Here is a 20583-nt window from a genome sequence, read left to right as displayed (position 1 = left end):
CATCCCAGGACAGCTCGATGCGGTCGTTCTGGCGGATATGTTCATACCGCTCAATCAGGCACCACACGCCAGCACCGACAATCAATCGATCGATCGTCGAACCTTCGGGCAGGCCCTCGACCGTCATGACCAGGCCGGTGTGCCAGGCGCTGCCCGGGTCGCGATCGGTGCCGCCGGGACGAGTGGTCTTGATCAGGAGGGTCTGCAGCGGCGAGGTGCTTTCCTGGAAGGTACCTGCGCGCAATACCCGGCCGTACATCGGCACTTCGCCTTCAGGTACATGCTCCTCTGGCACAAACAGCTCGTAACGGGGCAGGTCGTCGAGGACGATGTCTGCGGCCACGGCATTGAGCAGGTCATCGAGGTAGAGGGCGTAATAGTCGTACTCCGACCAGAGGCGCCACTTTTCAAAGATGAAATGCGCGTAAGGACGCACATGACGAATGCCCAGGCCGATGGGGGCGTTTTCAGGGTACAGGGAGGCGTGCAGTGAAATTGACGGGTAGGCGGAATACGGCTCGTCGAGGTTTTCGACCCGCTGGGGGCCTGTCGTCTGCACCGCGGCAGGCGTAAAGGGAACAAGCTCTTGGGCGGTCGCCGGGGTTGGGGTGTCATCCATCGAATGACACTCGCAGGCTGGATCTACGGGTCGGTCGGACATGAAAGAGACTCCTTGCTGGAGGGCGTGCGCGAGTAAAAGGACGCGTTCAGGCAAGGAAAATCAGACACCCGGTGGGGAGGGGCGTCTAGCTGTCAGAATTGACAGTGGCGACGAGTGGTTGCCGGGGTTGACCTGCAGGCGCCGATCAAGTGGGCGGTCGCGCCGGCCCTGGGACGGTTTCCATCGCTGGAGGCAGCAGGGCTTATTTGGGATACAGCGGCGGCAAGCTGGTGGTATCGGTCGTCGGGTCCTGCTCGCGCTCGGTCATCGGGATGGCTTTGACCGCACGCCACAGCTCTTCGCCCAGCCAGTATTGACCGCTCTCGCTGTAGAGCGCGCCGTTGAGCCCATCCAATGCATCCGACAGCGGCACAAACCGCGCCGCCATATCCGCCAACGTTTCCGGCTGTTGCCGCGCCCAGGCATCCAGCGCCTGGCGGGTGGCCTGGGGGTCGTTGGCCTGGGTGGCACGCTTGAGGTCGTCGAGCAGGGTGCGCGGGCTCGGGCCGGTTTGCGCGGCGCGCAGTACCGCCGGTTGCCAGCGGGCACGCCACCACAGGCCGAAGCCCAGCAGGGTGGTGCAGGCCAGGAGCAGGGTGCTGAGTTGCCACAGCCACAGGCGGCTGTCGTCCGGTGCGGTGATGATGGTCGGCGTGGCCGGCGTGTCCACCGCCAGGCTGGGGTTGTTGGCCACTTGCAGGGTGCGGGCCGGCAGGCTGGTGCGCTCCAGGTGGTCTTCGTGGGTGTTCCACCACACCACCTCGACGGCGGGCAGTTCCAGGGCGCCGACACGGTTGGGCACCAGGGCCTCACGGTCTTCGCGACTGCCGATCAGACCACGGTCACTGGTCTGGTTGCCGAGCACCGGCTGGTCCGGGTAGCGGCGCAGGCCGTTGATGTCGGTGCTGGGCAGGGCGGGCAGTTGGGCGCTGGACAGGCCCTCGGCCTTGACGGTCAGGCTGCGGGTCAGGGAGTCGCCGACTTGTACATGTTCCGGCTCCGGGTTCCAGCTCTCGGTGAGCGTAAGGCTGCGAGCCGGCAGCCAGGGGGCATCGACGGGGTACAGCGCAGGCTTGGGCTTGACCGCCAGTGGCAGCGCCGCCGAACTCACATGGATCAGCTTGCCGGGCTTGGTGCCCTGCAGCGTGTTTTCCTGGGGCGGACGCGACTCCACCAGCGTGGCGCTGAACGTCTGCGAGGGAATCTCCAGGGTGCCGCTGTGCTGCGGGTAGATCGCGTAGCGGGTTTCGATCACGCCATGGCGAATGCTGTTGATGACCTTTTCATAGGTACGCGACTCGCCCAACTGTTCGACACGGGCATCGGGGATCTGCAACGGCGTCAAGCTGCTGTCGTCATACAGCGACACCGAGTGGTACACGCGCACGGTCAACAGTGCCTGGGCCTGGACGTACACGCTGGTCTGGTCGAGGTTGGCTTCGACAAACACCGGGGCCAGTTCGGCGTTGGTGTCCTGGCTGGTGGTTTCCAGCACTTGCAGGCTGATCGGCTGGGTCGTGTACTCACCCACTTGCAGCGGCGGAATCACCACCGTGCCGTTCTGCTTGGGCAGCAGGGTAATGATCCAGCGGGTCGTCGCATGGTTATCGCCACCCAACGTCGTGAGTTGGTTGAGCTGGCGCGTGCCGCTGACTTCGAACTGAGCATCCAGGGGCGACAGGTCGGGTTTGCCGAACTGGGTGACATCGCTGGACTCCACCGTCAGTTCCACCGTTTCCCCGGAATTGAGGCGGTTGCGGTCGACGCTGGCGACCAGGCTGGCCGCCTGGGCGTGGCCTGCCGACAACGCGAGCAGAAGCAGAAGGGTGGTGCGGCGGCTCATCGAGTCTTGTCCTGATGCTGTTGCTGTTCGTACCAGAATTTGCGTCGCAGCAGTTCGCCGGGATTGTCCGGGATCTCCTGCAGCCATTGTTCCAGGGCCTGGCGGTGTTCACCGTCGAGGTTGGCGTCGGCAGCAAGCAGCGGCGGGGTGGTGGTGTGCTCATCGCCCAACTCGCTGCCTGGCACGTCGTTGCCAGCGGCTGGCGGCGGGGTGCCGGTCTGGGTATCGCTGGTGCCGGCTTCGCCCTGGCCTTTGGACGACTGCTCGCCACCTGTGGCATTTTTCCCAGTGGCGCCCGGTTGCGCAGTTTGGCCGGGTTGGGTGGTTTCGTCATCCTCGTTTTTTGCCTGCGTTTGCGGCTCGGGTTCTGTCTGTTCCTGGATCAGGGCTTCTACCAGGGCCTTGTTTTTCAGCGCCGGTTGCAGGTCGGGCTGGGCTTCCAGGGCTTGTTCGTAGGCGTCGATGGCCGCTTCGAGTTCACCGGACCTGGCCAGGGCGTTGCCGCGATTGTAGTGGGAATAGGCGTCATTGCCCTCGGCAAATCGCTTGATGGCCTCGGCATAGTTGCCGGCCGCGTACAGGGCGACGCCTTGCCACTGCGGGTCCTGGAAGTGCTCTGCGGCTTCGGCGGGGCGTTTCTGCTTGAGCAGGTATTGGCCTTGCTGGTCCGGACGCAGCCACAAATCCTGGAATTCAAACGCATAGCTGGGTTGCGGCGTGCCCAACAGCAGAAGCGGTAAAAAGAACAACCAGCCGCGCCGCCCGGCGCAGGCGGCCAGCAGTAACAGCGGCAGCAGCAGCCAGTAACCCTGGTCGGCCCAGGTGTCCAGGTGCAGCAACTGGCCGTCGTTGCGCAGGGCTTGGGGCGGATCCAGCACGCCGAGCTGGCGCAGGTCTTTATCGTCCAGGCGTGCGGCCCGGTAGCGGCCGCCCATTTCGCTGGCGAAGGCCTTGAGCGTCGGGCTGTCGAGGCGTGGTACCAGGATCGCGCCTTGTTCGTCCTTGAGGAATTCGCCGCTTTCCTGGGTCACCGGCGTGCCTTCACGGCTGCCGATGCCCAGGATCGACAGGCTCGGCGCCTGGTTGCCCTGCAGCAGCAGGCGAATGCCCTGGCGTTCCTGTTTGGACAGCGAAGAGCCGACCAGCAGCAGGCGACCCTGGCCCAGGCCGCCATGCTTGAGCAGGTCCAGGGCTTTCTCCACGGCCAGGTCGGCACGATGGCCGGACTCCGGCATGATCGAGGGGCGCAGGGCTTCGAGCAGGTTGCGGCTGGTGGCCAGGTCGTCCGACAGCGGCACCAGGGTGTGGGCGCTGCCGGCATAGACGACGATGGCGGTTTGCGCATCACTGCGCGCCTGCAACAAGTCGTAGAGTTTGCGCCGTGCCTGTTCGAGGCGGTTGGGCGGGCTGTCGGTAGCGAGCATTTCCGGGGTCAGTTCGAGCAGCACCACCAACGGGTCGGAGGGTTTCTGGCTGGTTTGTTCAACCCGTTGCCAGCTGGGACCCAGCAACGCCAGCACGGCCAACAGCCAGGCGAGGCCCAGCAACACCCACGGCGATTTGCTTTCGCGCCCGTTGCCACCGCTGAGCAGCACGGCGTGGAAGGCCGGCGGCAGGATCATCTGCCAGCGCCCGGCGCGCTTTTGCCGGTGCCACAGCTGCCACAGCAACCAGCCGAGCAGCGGCAGCAGCAACAGCCACCAGGGGCGGAACCAATGCGGCCACAGGTCGATCATCGACGCCTCCGCAGACGCAGTCGTTTAAGGCGCTGGCGCCATTCCGGATGCTGTTGCAGGAAAATCCCCTTGCTCGACAGTTTGTTGAACCCGCGTTGCAGGGCGTTGTTCGGCCAGCGTTCCTGGATCACCAGCAACATGCTCAGGATCAGCGCCAGGGCCAGCGGTCCGCTGTACAGCGCTAGCGCCGGGCGCGCCTGGGTCGGTTGTTGTTCGACAGGCTCGAGTTTGTCCAGTGTCTGCTTGATCGCTTCCAGCTCTTGGCCATCGCGGGCACGGAAGTATTGGCCGCCGGTGGCCTCGGCAATCGCCCTGAGTGCCGGCTCGTCGAGGTCCAGGCTCGGGTTGACGCCAAGGATGCCCAGGGAACCGGTTTGCTCGGGGTCGGCGCCGATGCCGATGGGGTAGATCTTCACCCCTTCTTCGGCCGCCAGGCGCGCGGCGGTCAGTGGGTTGATCTGCCCGGCGTTGTTGGCGCCATCGGTAACCAGGATCAATACGCGGCTTTGCGCAGGCCGCTGGCGCAGGCGTTTCAGCGCCAGGCCTATGGCATCGCCAATGGCGGTGTTCTTGCCGGCGATGCCGATGCGCGCTTCATCCAGCCAGGTGCGCACGGTGCGGCGGTCAAAGGTCAGCGGCGCCTGGAGGTAGGCCTGGCTGCCGAACAGGATCAGGCCCACGCGGTCGCCTTCGCGGCCTTCAAGGAAGTCGCCGAGCAGGTGCTTGACCAGGTTCAGGCGGCTGACGTCTTCGTCCTGCCAGTGCATGTCGGGGAAGTCCATGGAGCCGGACACGTCCACCGCCACCAGCAAATCGCGGCCGCTGGCGGCAATCGGCAGTGGTTCGCCCAGCCATTCCGGGCGCGCAGCGGCGCTCAGCAGCAGCAGCCACAGCACCACGAAGGGCGCCTGTTGGCGCCAGCCCGGCAGGTTCACCCGCGCGCGGCGGCGGGCCAGGCTTTCGAGATCGCCGAGGTAGCTGACTTTAAGGGCGGGCTCGCCGCTGTCGGCCGCCGGCAGGATGAACCGCATCACCCAGGGCAAGGGCAACAGGACGAAGATCCATGGCCAGGCGAACTCAAACATGTTTGCGAATCCAGGTGTCGACCGCTTGGGTCAGGCCGGCGATGGCCTTGTCGTCGAGTTTGCATTCGGGTTTGTAGGCACCCTCCACCAGCACCATCCAGCGCGTGAGGCCGGCGGCCGGGCAACGGTTGTCGAGGAATGCCAGCCATTTGCGGCCATTGAGGGTATGGCTCTGGCTATAGGGATAGTCGTTGCGGCACAGGCGCTTGAGCAGGCCATTGAGCTGTTGCAGCCAGGCACCGGCGGGCGCGCCATCGTAGGGTTTGGGCATCAGCGCCAATTCCGCCAGGGCGGCGATGCGCAGCGGGTCCAGCGGTTGTTCGGCGCGGGCCAGGGGGCGTCGAGTCGGCAAGAAGCGGCGCAGCGACCACAACCCCCAACCCAGCAACGGGATGACCAGCAGCAACAGCCACCAGCCCGGCGCGGGCGGCCAGAAGCCGATGGGCGGCGGGGCGATCAGCGGTTGCAGTTGGTCGAGGCTGCTCATTGCTTTTTAACCGGGCGTTGCGGGTTGAGGTATTCGCGCAGTTGTTCGACCATTTCGCTCTGGGTGCTCAGGGGCATCAGCAGGATCCGCAGTTTCTGCGCGAGCAGTTCCCAGCGGGCGATGCGCGCTTCGGCCTGGGCCTTGTAGGCCTGGCGCAAATCGAAGTTCAGGGTATCCAGTTCCAATTGCGCCCCGCGTTGCGCAAAACGCAGCAACCCTGCGGCGGGGAGGGCGTGGTCCAGCGGGTCGGAGATCGGCAACAGCAGCAAGTCGCAATGGCGTGACAGCAGGCTCAATTGCTGCTCGGCGCCCTCGGTGAGGGCACGTTCGTCGCAGATCACGATTACCAGGCTGCCGGGACGCAGCACTTCGCGGCCACGGCGCAGGGCCATGCCCAGGGCGTCGGCCTCCGGGCGGCTTTCGGTGTCCAGGCTCTGGTTGACGCGCACCAGGCGGTTGAGCAATTGCAGCAGGCTTTGCTTGCTGCGGCGCGGCTTGATTTCGTAGTGCTCGTTGTCGCCGAACACCAGCCCGCCGACGCGGTCGTTGTGCCCCAACGCGGCCCAGCCGATCAGGCTGGCGGCTTGAGCGGCGAGCACCGACTTGAACATCTGCCCCGAGCCGAAAAACAGCCGGCAGCTTTGCTCCACCATGATGAAAATCGGGCGTTCGCGTTCTTCGTGGAACAGCTTGGTGTGCGGCTCCTGGGTGCGCGCGGTGACGCGCCAGTCGATGGTGCGCACGTCGTCGCCGGCCTGGTACACGCGCACCTGGTCGAAGTCGACACCGCGCCCGCGCAGCTTGGAGTGGTGCAGGCCGATCAGCGGGCTGCGCTGGCTTGGCGTGGAAAACAGCTGCACTTCGCGCACGCGGTGGCGCATCTCGATCAGCTCGCTGAGCGTGACGCGCACCCCATCGCTTGCGTTCATCGACTTCAAGCGACGGCAACGACGTCGAGAATGCGTTGCACCACACGGTCCTGGTCAATCCCGGCCGCTTCGGCTTCGAACGACAGGATGATGCGATGACGCAGCACGTCGAACAGCACCGCCTGGATGTCTTCCGGGCTGACAAAGTCGCGACCGGCCAGCCACGCATGGGCGCGTGCGCAGCGATCGAGGGCGATGGAGCCACGGGGGCTGGCACCGTAGGCGATCCACTCGGCCATTTCCGGGTCGAACTTGGCCGGGGTGCGCGTGGCCATGACCAGTTGCACCAGGTATTCCTCCACCGCATCGGCCATGTACAGGCCGAGGATTTCCTTGCGCGCGGCAAAGATCGCCTGCTGGCTGACGCGGCGCTCGGGCTTGGTTTCGCCATTGAGGGCTTCGCCACGGGCCTGTTGCAGGATGCGCCGTTCGACGGCGGCGTCGGGGAAACCGATCTTGACGTGCATCAGGAAACGGTCGAGCTGGGCCTCGGGCAGCGGGTAGGTGCCTTCCTGCTCGATGGGGTTTTGCGTGGCCATCACCAGAAACAGCGGGGACAGGTCGTATGTACTGCGCCCGACGCTGACCTGGCGCTCGGCCATGGCCTCCAACAGCGCCGATTGCACCTTGGCCGGGGCGCGGTTGATCTCGTCCGCCAGCACCAGGTTGTGGAAGATCGGCCCTTGCTGGAACACGAAACTGCCGGTTTCCGGGCGATAGATCTCGGTGCCGGTGATGTCGGCGGGCAACAGGTCGGGGGTGAACTGGATACGATGGAACTGCGCTTCGATACCTTCGGCCAGCTCTTTGATCGCCTTGGTCTTGGCCAGGCCCGGCGCGCCTTCCACCAGCATATGGCCGTCGGCGAGCAGGGCGATCAGCAGGCGATCGATGAGTTTTTCCTGGCCGAGAATCTGCGTAGAAAGAAAGGTTCGCAGCGCGAGCAGCGCTTCACGATGTTCCATCGATGACGGTTCCTGGAGAGATGAGCCTGTGCGTCATGTAACAAACGACAGCCTGGGGCGCCTACTTTAATGCATGGCGGGGGGTGGCGACTAACGGCACACGGGGTATTTTTAGCAAAACTTGTAGGAAAATTGTGTGAGAGGCCCAAAGGGCGGCGAGCAGGCGTGCCCGCTCACCGCCTTTGCTTCAACGGCAGGGCACCCCGGTATGCCAAGGCTGGCTGTGCTCGGCAGAGTTGAGATCCGGGCGTTTGTCGCGGCTGTAGAAGTTCTGTTTGTAGACCCTGCCGTTGTACGACACCGACTCTGCGTAGGTCGAATACACCTTGGTGGGCGACCACGCCGGAATATCGCCACAACTGCCCGAAGGTGGCGGGGCCTTGACGGTGATCGGTTTTTCCAGTCGCAGCGTACCGCCGCGCCCGTCACTGACCACGACACTGACGGTAACGCGGGTATCGCCGCTGACGGCAGGGGCGGTGAGGGTGATGCTGCGGGTATTGCCGATGGTGCCGGTGAAGCCGGCCGGGCGCGTCCAGGTGTAGCTCATCGGGTCGCCGTCAGGGTCGCTGACGTTGGCTATGAAGGTCACGGCCTTGCCCGAATCGACCGTTTCGCTGCCCTGCAGGCTGCCGACGGGTGGACGGTTGGCGGGGGTGCCGGCGGTCACCGTGAGGGTGTGGCTGGCCGTCGCGCGGCGATCGCGTTCATCGGTGACGGTCAGAGTGATGACGCGTGTTCCCGCCGTATTCGGAGCAATAAAGCTGCTGGATGCTTGCGCCGAAGAGTCCGGGTTGAAGCCAGTGGCCGCCCAGGCGAAGCGCAAGCCTTGGCCCGTGGAGGAGGCCCCCGACAACAGCACCGCCTTGCCGGCTTCAACACTGGAAGGGCCGGTGATCCTGGCGACCGGCAGCCCGCTGCCGCAGGTGCCCAGGCGCCGCCAGGGCTTGGCGGAGCCGGTTTCAACAAAGTTCAGATCGGGGCGAGCGTTTTGCGTCCAGTGCGCCACTTGGTAGTTGTAACCGCTGTAGGAGACTTTTTCGCCGACCACGGCATACACCTTGCTCGCAATCCAGGGGGCGGCGCAGTCGCCGACCGGAGGCGCGTCAGGGGCCTTGATGGTCATGTTTTCCCTCAGGTTGAGGGTGTGGGTGCCGTCGGAGACCGCCACGGAAATCGAGGTCGGGGTATCGGCGGTTACGGGCGGGGCGGTCAATGACAAGGTCGGCCCATCCCCGTCCGGAGGGGTAAACCCGTCGGCATTCCAGCGATAGATCAACGGTTTTTGCGTGGGCGATTCAGCATAGACATGGCCGTTGAACGTCTCTCCCGATTTGGCTTGCTCGGGGATGGCCAGCCGGCCCGTGGGCGGTTGGCCGACGCCGTCGGCAAGCAGTTTGCGGATGGCGGCCTCCAGGTCCGGCTGCACGCCAATCTCGGTGCGGTTGCCGTTGGCTTGTGGATAGCCGGTTTCTACCAGGATTCTGCGCAGCTCCTTGGGTGCGAGGTTGCCCAGGCCATTGGCCCGCGCCACACCTTGCAGCGATGCCATCACCCCGGCAATGATCGGGTTGGCGGACGAGGTGCCGCTGTAGGTGTGGGTATAGGCGCTGGTGGGGTTGGCGGTGCTCCAGGTCGTCGTGGTGACGGAGCCGCCCCAACTGAACAGGTCGACGCGTCGGCCATATTGGGAGAAATAGGCTCTCAGGCCGGTGGTGGGTGTGACGGCGCCAGCATAAATGCTGCCGGAATCGAATTTATTGCGATCAAAGTAGCCGTTGAAGTAGGGGTGATCCAGATTGATATTGCCGTTTGCCGCAGCCAGTACGACATGCACACCTTTTTCCATCGTCATGTAGGTGATGATGTCCCGTACTGTGGGGTTGTACTCGATGGGCATAAAGCAGCTCTGGGTGCACACGGCTGCTGGAAAGGACGTGTAAGCCAGATGCACGCCTAATTGCACCACATCGCCGGGGCTCAGCAGTTCTGCGGTCTGCATCAGGCGGCTGGTGCCATATTGCGAATAGCCCAGTTGTGCATGGGGCACGATGCCGGTGGTGCCGAAGCCGTTTTCCCTGGAGCCGATGGTGCCGACGCTGGCCGTGTCGTGGTGGCCGGTGAGAGCCCCTGCATCGACTTCCAGGAAAGGTTTGAGCAGGTCCACGTGGTTGTAGGCCCAATGATCTATTTCCGCAGAGACCACCCGCATGTTCTGGCCTTTGCCACCGGGAACCTTCCAGGCCTGCACGGCATTCACGCCGCCGATCTTGTAGGGCGGCACGGCTTGTCGGCCGAGCAGGTAGTGCTGGCGTCCGGTATGGTCCGGTATGCTGCCGCGCGCACTGCCCGGGATGGGGTCGGCCTTGTCCTCGTGCATGCCCTCCACCACGGGTTCAAAGTCGACGTCTTCTATGGCGGGGTCTTGCTTGAGTTGCTGGCGCAGTGCGTCAGCCTGCCTGTGGCTCAAGTGGCGCGTGTCGACGATGTAGTAGCGGTCCAGCCGATGCCTGCGCAGGGCTTCTGCATCCGCCAGCGTGCGGGTCTTGCTCGGCGTTACCAGCGGCTTGATGTTGGGCACGCGGTGCTGGAAGGTGCTGGAGGGGTCGACGAGGTCCTGAAGATTTCGCGACCTGGATCCGTCGTCTTTGATCAGCAGGATCAAGTGTGAATAGTCAGTGTTGGCTGCGGATGCCGCCAGCGCTGATGAAACCGTAGCCAAAAGGCCAATGGCCAGAAACTTGCTGAGGGATTTCATCAAGGCACCCGTGCAGTCACCGTTGCTTTGCTCAGCTAAGACCGGAAACACGGGGCCGGGTACTGTTAGAAATAACAGTACCGACCAACGGTCGAGTGCATCGGTGAAGGCTGCGCCAGTGCGATTCAGGCGCGGATGTAGGTGCCGGTGCCCTTGAGAATGTTCTGCAGGGTTTGTTCCACTTCTGCCATCTCCGCTGCGGCGGTGGCGTGGGTTATCTCCAATTGGTCCTTGCCGCCCAGTGCATCGGCATCGCCCGCCGCCAGCTCTACCCGCAATGTCGTGTCGCTGAGGGTGACTTTCAGCCCGTCCAGGGTCGACGGCTCGTAGTCCCAGGTCAGCTCCACTTCGTCTTCGTCGGGGTAGCGGGTGAGCATGAACATCTCGCCGTTCCTGCCGTGGCAGCAGAGCATGGCCATGTTGTCTTCTTCGTCGTCGCACGGGGTGGCCATCAGGGCGTCGGTTTTCAGTTGCAGCATGGGGAATCCTGTCTGGGGTAGGGCGTTGCGTAGGCAATTGTGCCATTGCGGCGAATTTTGTGCTGCTTCCTGTGTCAGACCCAGCGCATGACCTGACGGGCAATACCAGTCATTTTCGGTACTCCGGGGCGGGAAAGTAGCCGGTTTTTCCACCGGGAATTCCGGGTTGCCCAAGTCGCAACCCCAAGCCTGCGTACCGATGACCGAATATGTCGCAGCACCGCAAGCACCCGGCTTCCCACACTCGTTAAGCTGCGCAACGGATGTGCACGTGCCAGGCGCCTGACCTGCCCGTCGTACCGTCACCCGGCAAGGTGCGCATCTTATGGAAGTTGTATGTGACCTCATTGTCTTGTCCAGCTTCACCCACCTGTCACTCTGATTCGTTTATGGTGCTTAACTCGTTACCTGCGAACAGAGCTGACGGTCTCCCCACCAGGGGATAACACGCGACGCTTCCATCAATAACAAGCCCAAGCGGAGTACCACAGATGGCGTTCTTCACCGCAGCCAGCAAGGCCGACTTCCAGCATCAACTGCAAGCGGCACTGGCGCAGCACATCAGTGAACAGGCACTGCCACAAGTGGCGCTGTTCGCTGAACAATTCTTCGGCATCATTTCCCTCGACGAACTGACCCAGCGTCGCCTTTCCGACCTGGCCGGTTGCACCCTGTCCGCCTGGCGCCTGCTTGAGCGCTTTGATCACACCCAACCGCAAGTGCGGGTCTACAACCCCGATTACGAACGTCATGGCTGGCAATCGACCCACACCGCGGTCGAAGTGCTGCACCATGACCTGCCATTCCTGGTGGACTCGGTACGCACCGAGCTGAACCGCCGTGGCTACAGTATCCACACCCTGCAGACCACCGTGCTCAGCGTGCGCCGTGGCAGCAAGGGCGAGTTGCTGGAAATCCTGCCCAAGGGCACCCAGGGCGAAGGCATCGAGCAAGAATCGCTGATGTACCTGGAAATCGACCGCTGCGCCAATGCCGCCGAACTCAACGTGCTGAGCAAAGAGCTTGAGCAGGTGCTGGGCGAAGTGCGCGTGGCCGTGGCCGATTTCGAACCGATGAAGGCCAAGGTCCAGGAGCTGCTCGACGGTATCGACGCCAGCCCGTTCGGCATCGACGGCGAAGAAAAAGCCGAGATCAAGAACTTCCTGGAATGGCTGGTGGGCAACCACTTCACCTTCCTCGGCTATGAAGAGTTTGTGGTACGTGACGAGGCGGACGGTGGTCATATCGAATATGACGCCGGCTCGTTCCTCGGTCTGACCAAGCTGCTGCGCGCCGGCCTCACTGCCGACGACCTGCGCATCGAAGACTACGCCGTGTCGTACCTGCGCGAGCCGACCGTGCTGTCGTTCGCCAAGGCCGCGCACCCGAGCCGTGTACACCGCCCGGCTTACCCGGACTACGTGTCGATCCGCCAGATCGATGCCGACGGCAAGGTGATCAAGGAGTGCCGCTTCATGGGCCTCTACACCTCGTCGGTGTACGGCGAAAGCGTGCGCGTGATCCCGTATATCCGCCGCAAGGTCGCAGAAATCGAACGCCGCTCGGGCTTCCAGGCCAAGGCGCACCTGGGCAAGGAGCTTGCCCAGGTGGTTGAAGTGCTGCCCCGTGACGACCTGTTCCAGACCCCGGTCGACGAGCTGTTCAGCACCGTGATGTCGATCGTGCAGATCCAGGAACGCAACAAGATCCGCGTGTTCCTGCGCAAAGACCCGTACGGTCGTTTCTGCTACTGCCTGGCCTACGTGCCGCGCGACATCTATTCCACCGAAGTGCGCCAGAAGATCCAGCAAGTGCTGATGGATCGCCTGAAAGCTTCGGACTGCGAGTTCTGGACCTTCTTCTCCGAATCCGTGCTGGCGCGCGTGCAACTGATTCTGCGGGTCGACCCGAAGAACCGCCTGGACATCGACCCGCTGCAACTGGAAAAAGAAGTGGTGCAGGCCTGCCGCAGCTGGCAGGACGACTACTCCAGCCTCGTTGTGGAAAGCTTCGGCGAAGCCCACGGCACCAACGTGCTGGCGGACTTCCCGAAAGGCTTCCCGGCCGGCTACCGCGAGCGTTTCGCTGCGCATTCGGCCGTGGTCGACATGCAGCACCTGCTCAGTCTCACCGAAGCCAACCCGCTGGTGATGAGCTTCTATCAGCCCCTGGGCCAGGTCTCCGGCCAACGCGAGCTGCATTGCAAGCTGTATCACGCCGATACCCCACTGGCACTGTCCGACGTGCTGCCGATCCTGGAAAACCTCGGCCTGCGCGTGCTGGGTGAGTTCCCGTACCGCCTGCGTCATGCCAACGGCCGCGAGTTCTGGATCCATGATTTTGCGTTCATCGCCGCCGAAGGCGTGAACCTGGACATCCAGCAGCTCAACGACACCCTGCAGGATGCGTTCGTGCATATCGTGCATGGCGACGCCGAGAACGATGCGTTCAACCGCCTGGTACTTACCGCCGGCCTGCCATGGCGCGACGTCGCGCTGCTGCGTGCCTACGCCCGTTACCTGAAGCAGATCCGCCTGGGCTTCGACCTCGGCTACATCGCCAGCACCCTGAACAACCACACCGACATCGCCCGCGAGTTGACCCGGTTGTTCAAGACCCGCTTCTACCTGGCGCGCAAGCTCACTGCCGATGACCTGGAAGACAAGCAGCAACGCCTGGAACAAGCGATCCTCACGGCCCTGGACGACGTCCAGGTGCTCAACGAAGACCGCATCCTGCGGCGCTACCTGGACCTGATCAAGGCCACCCTGCGCACCAACTTCTACCAGACCGACGCAAACGGCCAGAACAAGTCGTACTTCAGCTTCAAGTTCGACCCGCGCGCGATCCCCGAGCTGCCCAAGCCGGTGCCGAAGTTTGAAATCTTCGTCTACTCGCCCCGCGTCGAAGGCGTGCACCTGCGCTTTGGCAACGTGGCCCGTGGCGGCCTGCGCTGGTCCGACCGTGAAGAAGACTTCCGTACCGAAGTGCTCGGCCTGGTAAAAGCCCAGCAAGTGAAGAACTCGGTGATCGTGCCGGTGGGTGCGAAGGGCGGCTTCCTGCCGCGTCGCCTGCCACTGGGCGGCAGCCGCGACGAGATCGCGGCCGAGGGCATCGCCTGCTACCGCATCTTCATCTCCGGCCTGTTGGACATCACCGACAACCTCAAGGACGGCGCCCTGGTGCCGCCGGCCAACGTCGTGCGTCATGACGACGATGACCCGTACCTGGTGGTAGCCGCGGACAAGGGCACCGCGACCTTCTCCGACATCGCCAACGGCATCGCCATCGACTACGGCTTCTGGCTGGGCGACGCGTTCGCCTCCGGTGGTTCCGCCGGTTACGACCACAAGAAAATGGGCATCACCGCCAAGGGCGCTTGGGTCGGTGTGCAGCGTCACTTCCGTGAGCGCGGCATCAATGTGCAGGAAGACAGCATCACCGTGGTGGGCGTCGGTGATATGGCCGGTGACGTGTTCGGTAACGGCCTGTTGATGTCCGACAAGCTGCAACTGGTCGCGGCCTTCAACCACCTGCATATCTTCATCGACCCGAACCCGAACCCGGCCACCAGCTTCGTCGAGCGCCAGCGCATGTTCGAGCTGCCGCGTTCGGCTTGGACCGACTACGACACCAGCATCATGTCCGAAGGCGGCGGTATCTTCTCGCGCAGCGCGAAGAGCATTGCTATCTCGCCACAGATGAAGGAACGCTTCGACATTTCGGCCGACAAGCTGACTCCGACCGAACTGCTGAACGCCTTGCTCAAGGCACCGGTGGACCTGTTGTGGAACGGCGGTATCGGCACCTACGTCAAGGCCAGCACCGAAAGCCACGCCGATGTAGGCGACAAGGCCAACGACGCGCTGCGCGTCAACGGCAACGAGCTGCGCTGCAAGGTGGTGGGCGAGGGCGGTAACCTCGGCATGACCCAGCTGGGCCGTGTGGAGTTCGGCCTCAATGGCGGCGGCTCCAACACCGACTTCATCGACAACGCCGGTGGTGTGGACTGCTCCGACCACGAAGTGAACATCAAGATCCTGCTCAACGAAGTGGTGCAGGCCGGCGATATGACCGACAAGCAACGCAACCAGTTGCTGGCGAGCATGACCGACGAAGTCGGCAGCCTGGTGTTGGGCAACAACTACAAGCAGACCCAGGCCCTGTCCCTGGCTGCGCGCCGTGCCTACGAGCGTGCCGCCGAGTACAAGCGCCTGATGAGCGACCTGGAAGGCCGTGGCAAGCTGGACCGCGCCATCGAGTACCTGCCGACCGAAGAGCAGCTCACCGAGCGCGCTTCCACCGGTAAGGGCCTGACCCGTCCGGAGCTGTCGGTGCTGATCTCCTACAGCAAGATCGACCTCAAGGAAGCGCTGCTCAAGTCGCTGGTACCGGATGACGACTACCTGACCCGCGACATGGAGACCGCGTTCCCACCGAGCCTGGTGGCCAAGTTCGGCGAAGCCATGCGTCGCCACCGTCTGAAGCGCGAGATCGTCAGCACCCAGATCGCCAACGACCTGGTCAACCACATGGGCATCACCTTTGTGCAGCGACTCAAGGAGTCGACCGGCATGAGCCCGGCGAACGTGGCCGGCGCCTATGTGATCGTGCGCGACATCTTCCACCTCCCGCACTGGTTCCGCCAGATCGAAGCCCTGGACCACCAGGTCTCCGCTGACGTGCAATTGCAGTTGATGGATGAGCTGATGCGCCTGGGCCGTCGTGCCACGCGCTGGTTCCTGCGCAGCCGTCGCAACGAGCAGGACGCCGGCCGTGACACCGCGCACTTCGGTCCGCACCTGGCCGCGCTGGGCCTCAAGCTCGACGAACTGCTGGAAGGTCCGACCCGCGAAGGCTGGCAGACCCGCTACCAGGCCTACACCGAAGCCGGCGTGCCGGAGTTGCTGGCGCGCATGGTTGCAGGCACGACCCACCTGTACACCTTGCTGCCGATCATCGAAGCCGCTGATGTGACCGGGCATGACGCCGCCGAAGTGGCCAAGGCCTACTTCGCCGTCGGCAGCGCCCTGGACCTGCCGTGGTACCTGCAGCAGATCAGCGATCTGCCCGTGGCCAACAACTGGCAGGCCCAGGCCCGCGAAGCGTTCCGCGACGATGTGGACTGGCAGCAGCGGGCGATCACCATTTCCGTCCTGCAAATGGCCGACGCGCCACAGGACATGGAAGCCCGCGTGGCCCTGTGGCTTGAGCAGCACAAGGACATGGCTGATCGTTGGGTCGCAATGATGGTGGAAATCCGTGCTGCGGTCGGCACGGACTACGCCATGTACGCGGTGGCAAACCGTGAACTGCTGGACCTGGCGTTGAGTGGTCAGTCGGTGCTGCAACCGGCTTGATGCCTGGGTGAAACCAATGTGGGAGGGGGCTTGCCCCCGATAGCGGTGGGTCAGTCATGTATGTGTTGACTGACACTCTGCTATCGGGGGCAAGTCGAATCGTCGCACCGCCCCTCCCACATTTGGATCTTTATTTATCTGGTGGTCAGTGGTGTTTGAGTAATTTGCTTTCCAGGTGATCCAGGTGTTGGGTCATCAGGGTCACTGCGGTGCTTGAGTCGCGTTGCTCAATCGCATCCACAATCGCCACATGCTCCTGCCACGCGCAATACGTGCAGGCTTTCGCTTCGTATTGGGCAATGATCAGCGACGTCAACGGCACCAGGCTGTTGAGAAACTGCGCCAATGGCGCGTTGCCCGCCATCTGCGCCAATTGCAGGTGAAACTCCCCGGACAACCGAATCGCCGGCCCACGCTGGTTGCGTTCCCTACCGTCGCGTTCCCGTGCTATCAGCTCGCGCAGCTGGCGTATCTGCGTGGGCGTGGCCTGGGCGCAGGCCAATTGCACCACTGTGATTTCGGTCATGCGCCGCGCTTCGAGAATCTGCCGCGTCTGCTGGGCATCCGGCGCCGCGACCTGGGCACGCTGGTTGGGGCGCAGGATGACCACTTGCTGGTGGGACAGCTTGGCCAGCACCCGACGAATCACGCTGCGGCTGACGCCAAAGGTTTCGCCCAGGCCTTCTTCGGTAAAGCGGCTGGACGGGGCGATGCGCTGTTCGAGGATGGCGTCGAACAACCGTGGGTAGATGTCGTCCACCGAAGGCTTTTTACCGGCCACCAGGCGCAGGGCAGGAATGATCGGATCGCGTTGCAGGGCGTGGGCGGTCATGGCCTGTCTCCAAAAAATCAGTTGCCGAGATGGTCGTCCGGAATGTTCAAGTGAATGCCCATGCGCAGGCCTTCCTGGAGGATGTGCCGACGCATCTCGGCACTGGCCAGGGCGCTGTTCTTGTTGCGGATGGCGCGTACCACCGCTTCATTTTCCTGCAGGCGTTCCGCCAGGTGCTCGGGGGAATTGCGCAGTACCTGGGCGCTTTGCTTGAGGGCGGTGCTGGTTTGCTGCACCACGTTCTGGAAGATCGGGTTGGCGGTGAGCGCGAACAGTTCTTCGTGAAAATCGAGGTAGGCGTTCATGCCGGCTTCGGCGTCACCGGCATCCAGGGCTTCGCGCATGTCCATCAGGGTCAGGCGCAATTGGCCGACTTCCTTGCTGCTGATGGACTGGGCTACCAGGCCGACGATAAAGGGTTCGAGGGTGTAGCGCAGTTGCAGGATGTCTTCGAGGCTGGCATCGGCCACGGCGTCGCTCGATTGTGGTTCGCTGACGCTGGTTTCCAGCACGACCACACCTTTACCGGGCATGGAGCGCACCAGGCCGAGGGTTTCGAGCACGATCACCGCTTCGCGCAGGCTGGGGCGGCTGATGCCCAGCTGTTCGGCCAGTTCGCGCTGGCCCGGGAGCATTTCGCCCCGGCGCCACTGACCTTGCTTGAGTGCGGCGCGGAGTTTTTCTACGACTGAATTGACGACGGTTGAGGTGCTGATCACGTCGATGGTTCCTTGATGGGGCGAATCCAGTGTGGGAGGGGGATTGCCCCCGATAGCGGTGGATCAGTTACAGATAGATCAACTGACCGTCCTCATCGAGGGCAAGCCCCCTCCCACATTAGCCAGTGTTGCCCATGAGACAGCGTTAGAATTCCTGGTGGACCGGCACTACCGGCTTCCTGGCCTGGAAGGCATAGCCTTGCTGGCCGTCGAGCACCTTGTTGGCGCGTTGGATATCGATGTCTTTTTCCCAGCGGGCGATGGCCACGGTGGCGACGCAGTTGCCGATCAGGTTGGTCAAGGCGCGACCGATGCCCATGAACCAGTCCACCGCTAACACCAGCACCAGGCCAACCACTGGAATCGCCGGGATTGCCGTGAGCGTTGCCGCCAGGATCACCAGGGCCGAGCCGGGAATCCCGTGGGCGCCCTTGGAGGTGATCAGCGACACCAGCAGGATGGTCAGCAGATCGGTCATCGACAGTGGCGTGCCGGTGGCATTGGCGATAAACACGATGGCCAGGGTCAGGTAGATCGAGAAACCGTCGAGGTTGAACGAGTACCCGGTGGGAATCACCAGGCCGACGGTGGAGCTGCCGATGCCCAGGTGTTCGAGTTTGCGCATGACCTGCGGCAGCACCGCGTCGGAGGAGGCGGTGCCCATCACGATCAGCAGTTCTTCACGCAGGTACTTGAGCAGCGGCAGCATGCGCAGGCCCGACAGGCGCATTACCACGCCGAGGATCAGCGCGACGAAGGCAAGGCAGGTCAGGTAGAACAGGCCTACCAGGCTGCCCAGGTGTTGCAGGGAGTCCAGCCCGTAGGTGCTGGTGGTGAAGGCGATCGCACCAAACACGCCGATGGGCGCCAGGCGCACGATCATGCCCATGATGCGGAAAATCACATGGCTCAGCTCATTGATCAGCCGAGTGATACCGGAGGCCGCTTCGCCCACCAGGTTCAAGGCGCTGCCGAACAGCACCGAAAACAGCAGTACTTGCAGGACATTGTTGTCGGCAAAGGCGCCGATCACCGAGTTGGGGATCAGGTCCATCAGGAACTGGCTGGTGCCCTTGATGTGCTGGCCCTTGTCGGCCAGTTCATTGAGACCGGCGGAGGAGAGCTGTTCCAGATGGATATTGGCGCCGGTGCCGATCCCGGTGCTGAAGGCCATGACCAGGCCGATCACCAGGGCGATGGTGGTGAGCACTTCAAAGTAGATCACCGACTTGAGGCCGATGCGCCCGACCTTCTTCAAATCGCCGGCCCCGGAAATACCACTGACCACCACGCAGAACACGATCAGGCCGATCAGCATCTTGATCAGCTTGATAAAGCCGTCACCCAGGGGTTTGAGTTGCGAGGAGAATTCGGGAAGGGCCAGGCCGCACACAATGCCGAGCATCAGGCCAATCACGACTTGCAGGAAAATCGAACGCGAGCACCATCTGAGCATGGGAGGGATCTCTATTCGGTGCCCTGGTGGTTCCAGGGCTTAATTGTTGTGGTCATACCGGTAAGTCCAGTGCGTCGCCAGTCTAGGCCAGGTATTTTTGAAATCACAAGTAAAAAATCGGCGGTTGGCAGGTCCCGGTCTGACCAGTTGGTCGCGAAGGTTGATGCTTGAGCGGTTGGCGGGGCGCAAATTTTTTCGCTTATCATCCGCCGCCTGGCACATGAGGTGATGGATGGACAAACCAGGACTGACCACTGACGACACCGGGCTGACCCACTGCGCCTGGCGTTCGACCGCGCCGGAATACCCCCGTTATCACGACCACGAATGGGGGGTACCGGTGGCGGATGATGTTCAGCTGTACGAGAAGATCTGCCTGGAAGGCTTCCAGGCCGGCATGGCCTGGATCACCATCCTGCGCAAGCGCGAGCCGTTCAGGGCGGCATTCGACGGTTTTGATTTTCGCCGGGTGGCGCAGTACGGCGAGGCGGATATCGCGCGGTTGATGCAGGACCCGGGCATCGTGCGTAATCGGGCGAAGATCGTTTCCACCATCAACAACGCCCGCCGGGCGTGTGAGCTGGTGGCTGAAACCGGCTCGCTGGCGCAGTGGTTGTGGGCGTTCGAACCCGGCCCTGAAGAGCGCCCGGCAGTGGTGGACCTGGCTTACTGGACGGGCAATCCCACCTCGCCGGCCTCGGTGCGCCTGTCCAAGGCCTTGAAGAAACGCGGCTGGACGTTCGTGGGGCCGACCACGATGTATGCGCTGATGCAGGCGATGGGGATGGTCAATGATCACCTTGATGGGTGCGTGTGCCGCCCGAAGATCGAAGAACTGCGCCGCCAGTTCAAGCGCCCGTGAGCCGCTGACGGTGGGAGGGGGCTTCACCCATGCTGCTGATTGGTGATGAGGCCAATCCCATCAATGGTCGAACGCAAGCCGGCTCGCCAGGTTTGCCGAGGCCAGCTCGATAAAGCCTTGCAGGACCGGCAGCCCGAAGTGTGCGTTGAGCGGTTCGGCACCGGCCCAGCAGCCATTGACGGTCCAGAGGTCGGGGTCCACCGGGCTGCGCTGTACGGCGTATTCGAGGCAGCCTGGGGTGGTGCGCACGAGCTCGGCGATCTGTCGCAGGCGCTCGCCCAATTCCCTGGAGCGCCCGGCAGCCGCGCGGACGTGAACAGTGTTGAAGGCACGGTCGGGCATGGCGATGGTCTCCTAGGTCAGGTGTCAGCGCACAGGCTAGAGCCTCGACGCGCCAGGACCAATGACCAA

At 63.3% G+C, this 20583-nt stretch carries 14 protein-coding genes and 1 pseudogene; 2 read left to right on the top strand and 13 right to left on the bottom strand.

Annotated features, from left to right (window positions below; translation table 11 throughout):
* The 9 genes and pseudogenes from AC07OT_RS03715 to AC07OT_RS03675 form a co-directional block, all read right to left on the bottom strand.
* Positions 1-661 (bottom strand): annotated as a pseudogene (locus tag AC07OT_RS03715) (YncE family protein); the annotation flags it as partial.
* Between the two features lie 202 nt (positions 662-863).
* The gene (locus AC07OT_RS03710; protein WP_495107509.1) at positions 864-2504 is read right to left on the bottom strand and encodes a BatD family protein; all 1641 of its coding nucleotides are present in this window, start codon (positions 2502-2504) and stop codon (positions 864-866) included.
* A complete protein-coding gene (locus AC07OT_RS03705; RefSeq protein WP_495107508.1) occupies positions 2501-4240 on the bottom strand; it encodes a tetratricopeptide repeat protein in 1740 nt (579 codons plus the stop codon). Before AC07OT_RS03705 ends, AC07OT_RS03710 begins: the two co-directional genes overlap by 4 nt.
* Positions 4237-5325 (bottom strand): vWA domain-containing protein, encoded by a 1089-nt coding sequence (locus AC07OT_RS03700; protein WP_065942027.1) that lies wholly within the window; start codon positions 5323-5325, stop codon positions 4237-4239. Before AC07OT_RS03700 ends, AC07OT_RS03705 begins: the two co-directional genes overlap by 4 nt.
* A complete protein-coding gene (locus AC07OT_RS03695) occupies positions 5318-5812 on the bottom strand; it encodes a DUF4381 domain-containing protein (RefSeq protein ID WP_065927988.1) in 495 nt (164 codons plus the stop codon). Before AC07OT_RS03695 ends, AC07OT_RS03700 begins: the two co-directional genes overlap by 8 nt.
* The gene (locus AC07OT_RS03690; RefSeq protein ID WP_027608569.1) at positions 5809-6741 is read right to left on the bottom strand and encodes a DUF58 domain-containing protein; all 933 of its coding nucleotides are present in this window, start codon (positions 6739-6741) and stop codon (positions 5809-5811) included. Before AC07OT_RS03690 ends, AC07OT_RS03695 begins: the two co-directional genes overlap by 4 nt.
* Positions 6742-6746: 5 nt before the next feature.
* Complete coding sequence (locus AC07OT_RS03685; protein WP_003174327.1) at positions 6747-7706, bottom strand: AAA family ATPase; 960 nt, start codon at positions 7704-7706, stop codon at positions 6747-6749.
* Between the two features lie 187 nt (positions 7707-7893).
* Positions 7894-10464 carry a S8 family peptidase gene (locus tag AC07OT_RS03680; RefSeq protein WP_495107507.1) on the bottom strand — a complete coding sequence of 857 codons (2571 nt, stop codon included), beginning with the start codon at positions 10462-10464 and terminating at the stop codon, positions 7894-7896.
* Positions 10465-10589: 125 nt separating this feature from the next.
* Positions 10590-10943 (bottom strand): hypothetical protein, encoded by a 354-nt coding sequence (locus AC07OT_RS03675; protein ID WP_065927991.1) that lies wholly within the window; start codon positions 10941-10943, stop codon positions 10590-10592.
* 491 nt (positions 10944-11434) lie between these two features.
* Here AC07OT_RS03675 and AC07OT_RS03670 point away from each other — a divergent pair, with 491 nt between their 5' ends.
* Entirely contained in the window at positions 11435-16303 is a 4869-nt protein-coding gene (locus AC07OT_RS03670; RefSeq protein ID WP_065942030.1) for an NAD-glutamate dehydrogenase, read from the top strand.
* 145 nt (positions 16304-16448) lie between these two features.
* On the opposite strand, the gene AC07OT_RS03665 is transcribed toward AC07OT_RS03670, so the two are convergent.
* From AC07OT_RS03665 to AC07OT_RS03655, 3 genes are all read right to left on the bottom strand, one after another.
* Positions 16449-17135 carry a GntR family transcriptional regulator gene (locus tag AC07OT_RS03665; protein ID WP_495107506.1) on the bottom strand — a complete coding sequence of 229 codons (687 nt, stop codon included), beginning with the start codon at positions 17133-17135 and terminating at the stop codon, positions 16449-16451.
* Positions 17136-17152: 17 nt separating this feature from the next.
* Positions 17153-17854, bottom strand: a complete 702-nt coding sequence (locus AC07OT_RS03660; protein ID WP_027608565.1) for a FadR/GntR family transcriptional regulator — start codon at positions 17852-17854, stop codon at positions 17153-17155.
* A gap of 145 nt (positions 17855-17999) precedes the next feature.
* Positions 18000-19325, bottom strand: coding sequence for a C4-dicarboxylate transporter DctA (locus AC07OT_RS03655; RefSeq protein WP_169899436.1), 1326 nt, complete (start codon positions 19323-19325; stop codon positions 18000-18002).
* 217 nt (positions 19326-19542) lie between these two features.
* Here AC07OT_RS03655 and AC07OT_RS03650 point away from each other — a divergent pair, with 217 nt between their 5' ends.
* On the top strand, positions 19543-20172 hold the full coding sequence (locus AC07OT_RS03650) for a DNA-3-methyladenine glycosylase I (RefSeq protein ID WP_495107505.1): 630 nt from the start codon (positions 19543-19545) through the stop codon (positions 20170-20172).
* A 60-nt stretch (positions 20173-20232) separates the two neighbouring features.
* Here the strand turns inward: AC07OT_RS03650 and AC07OT_RS03645 are convergent, their stop codons facing one another.
* Entirely contained in the window at positions 20233-20514 is a 282-nt protein-coding gene (locus AC07OT_RS03645) for a putative quinol monooxygenase (RefSeq protein ID WP_495107504.1), read from the bottom strand.
* Positions 20515-20583: the final 69 nt, after the last annotated feature.

Source organism: Pseudomonas sp. GW821-FHT09C10, assembly GCF_059418085.1.
This window is presented reverse-complemented; position numbering and strand designations above follow the sequence as displayed.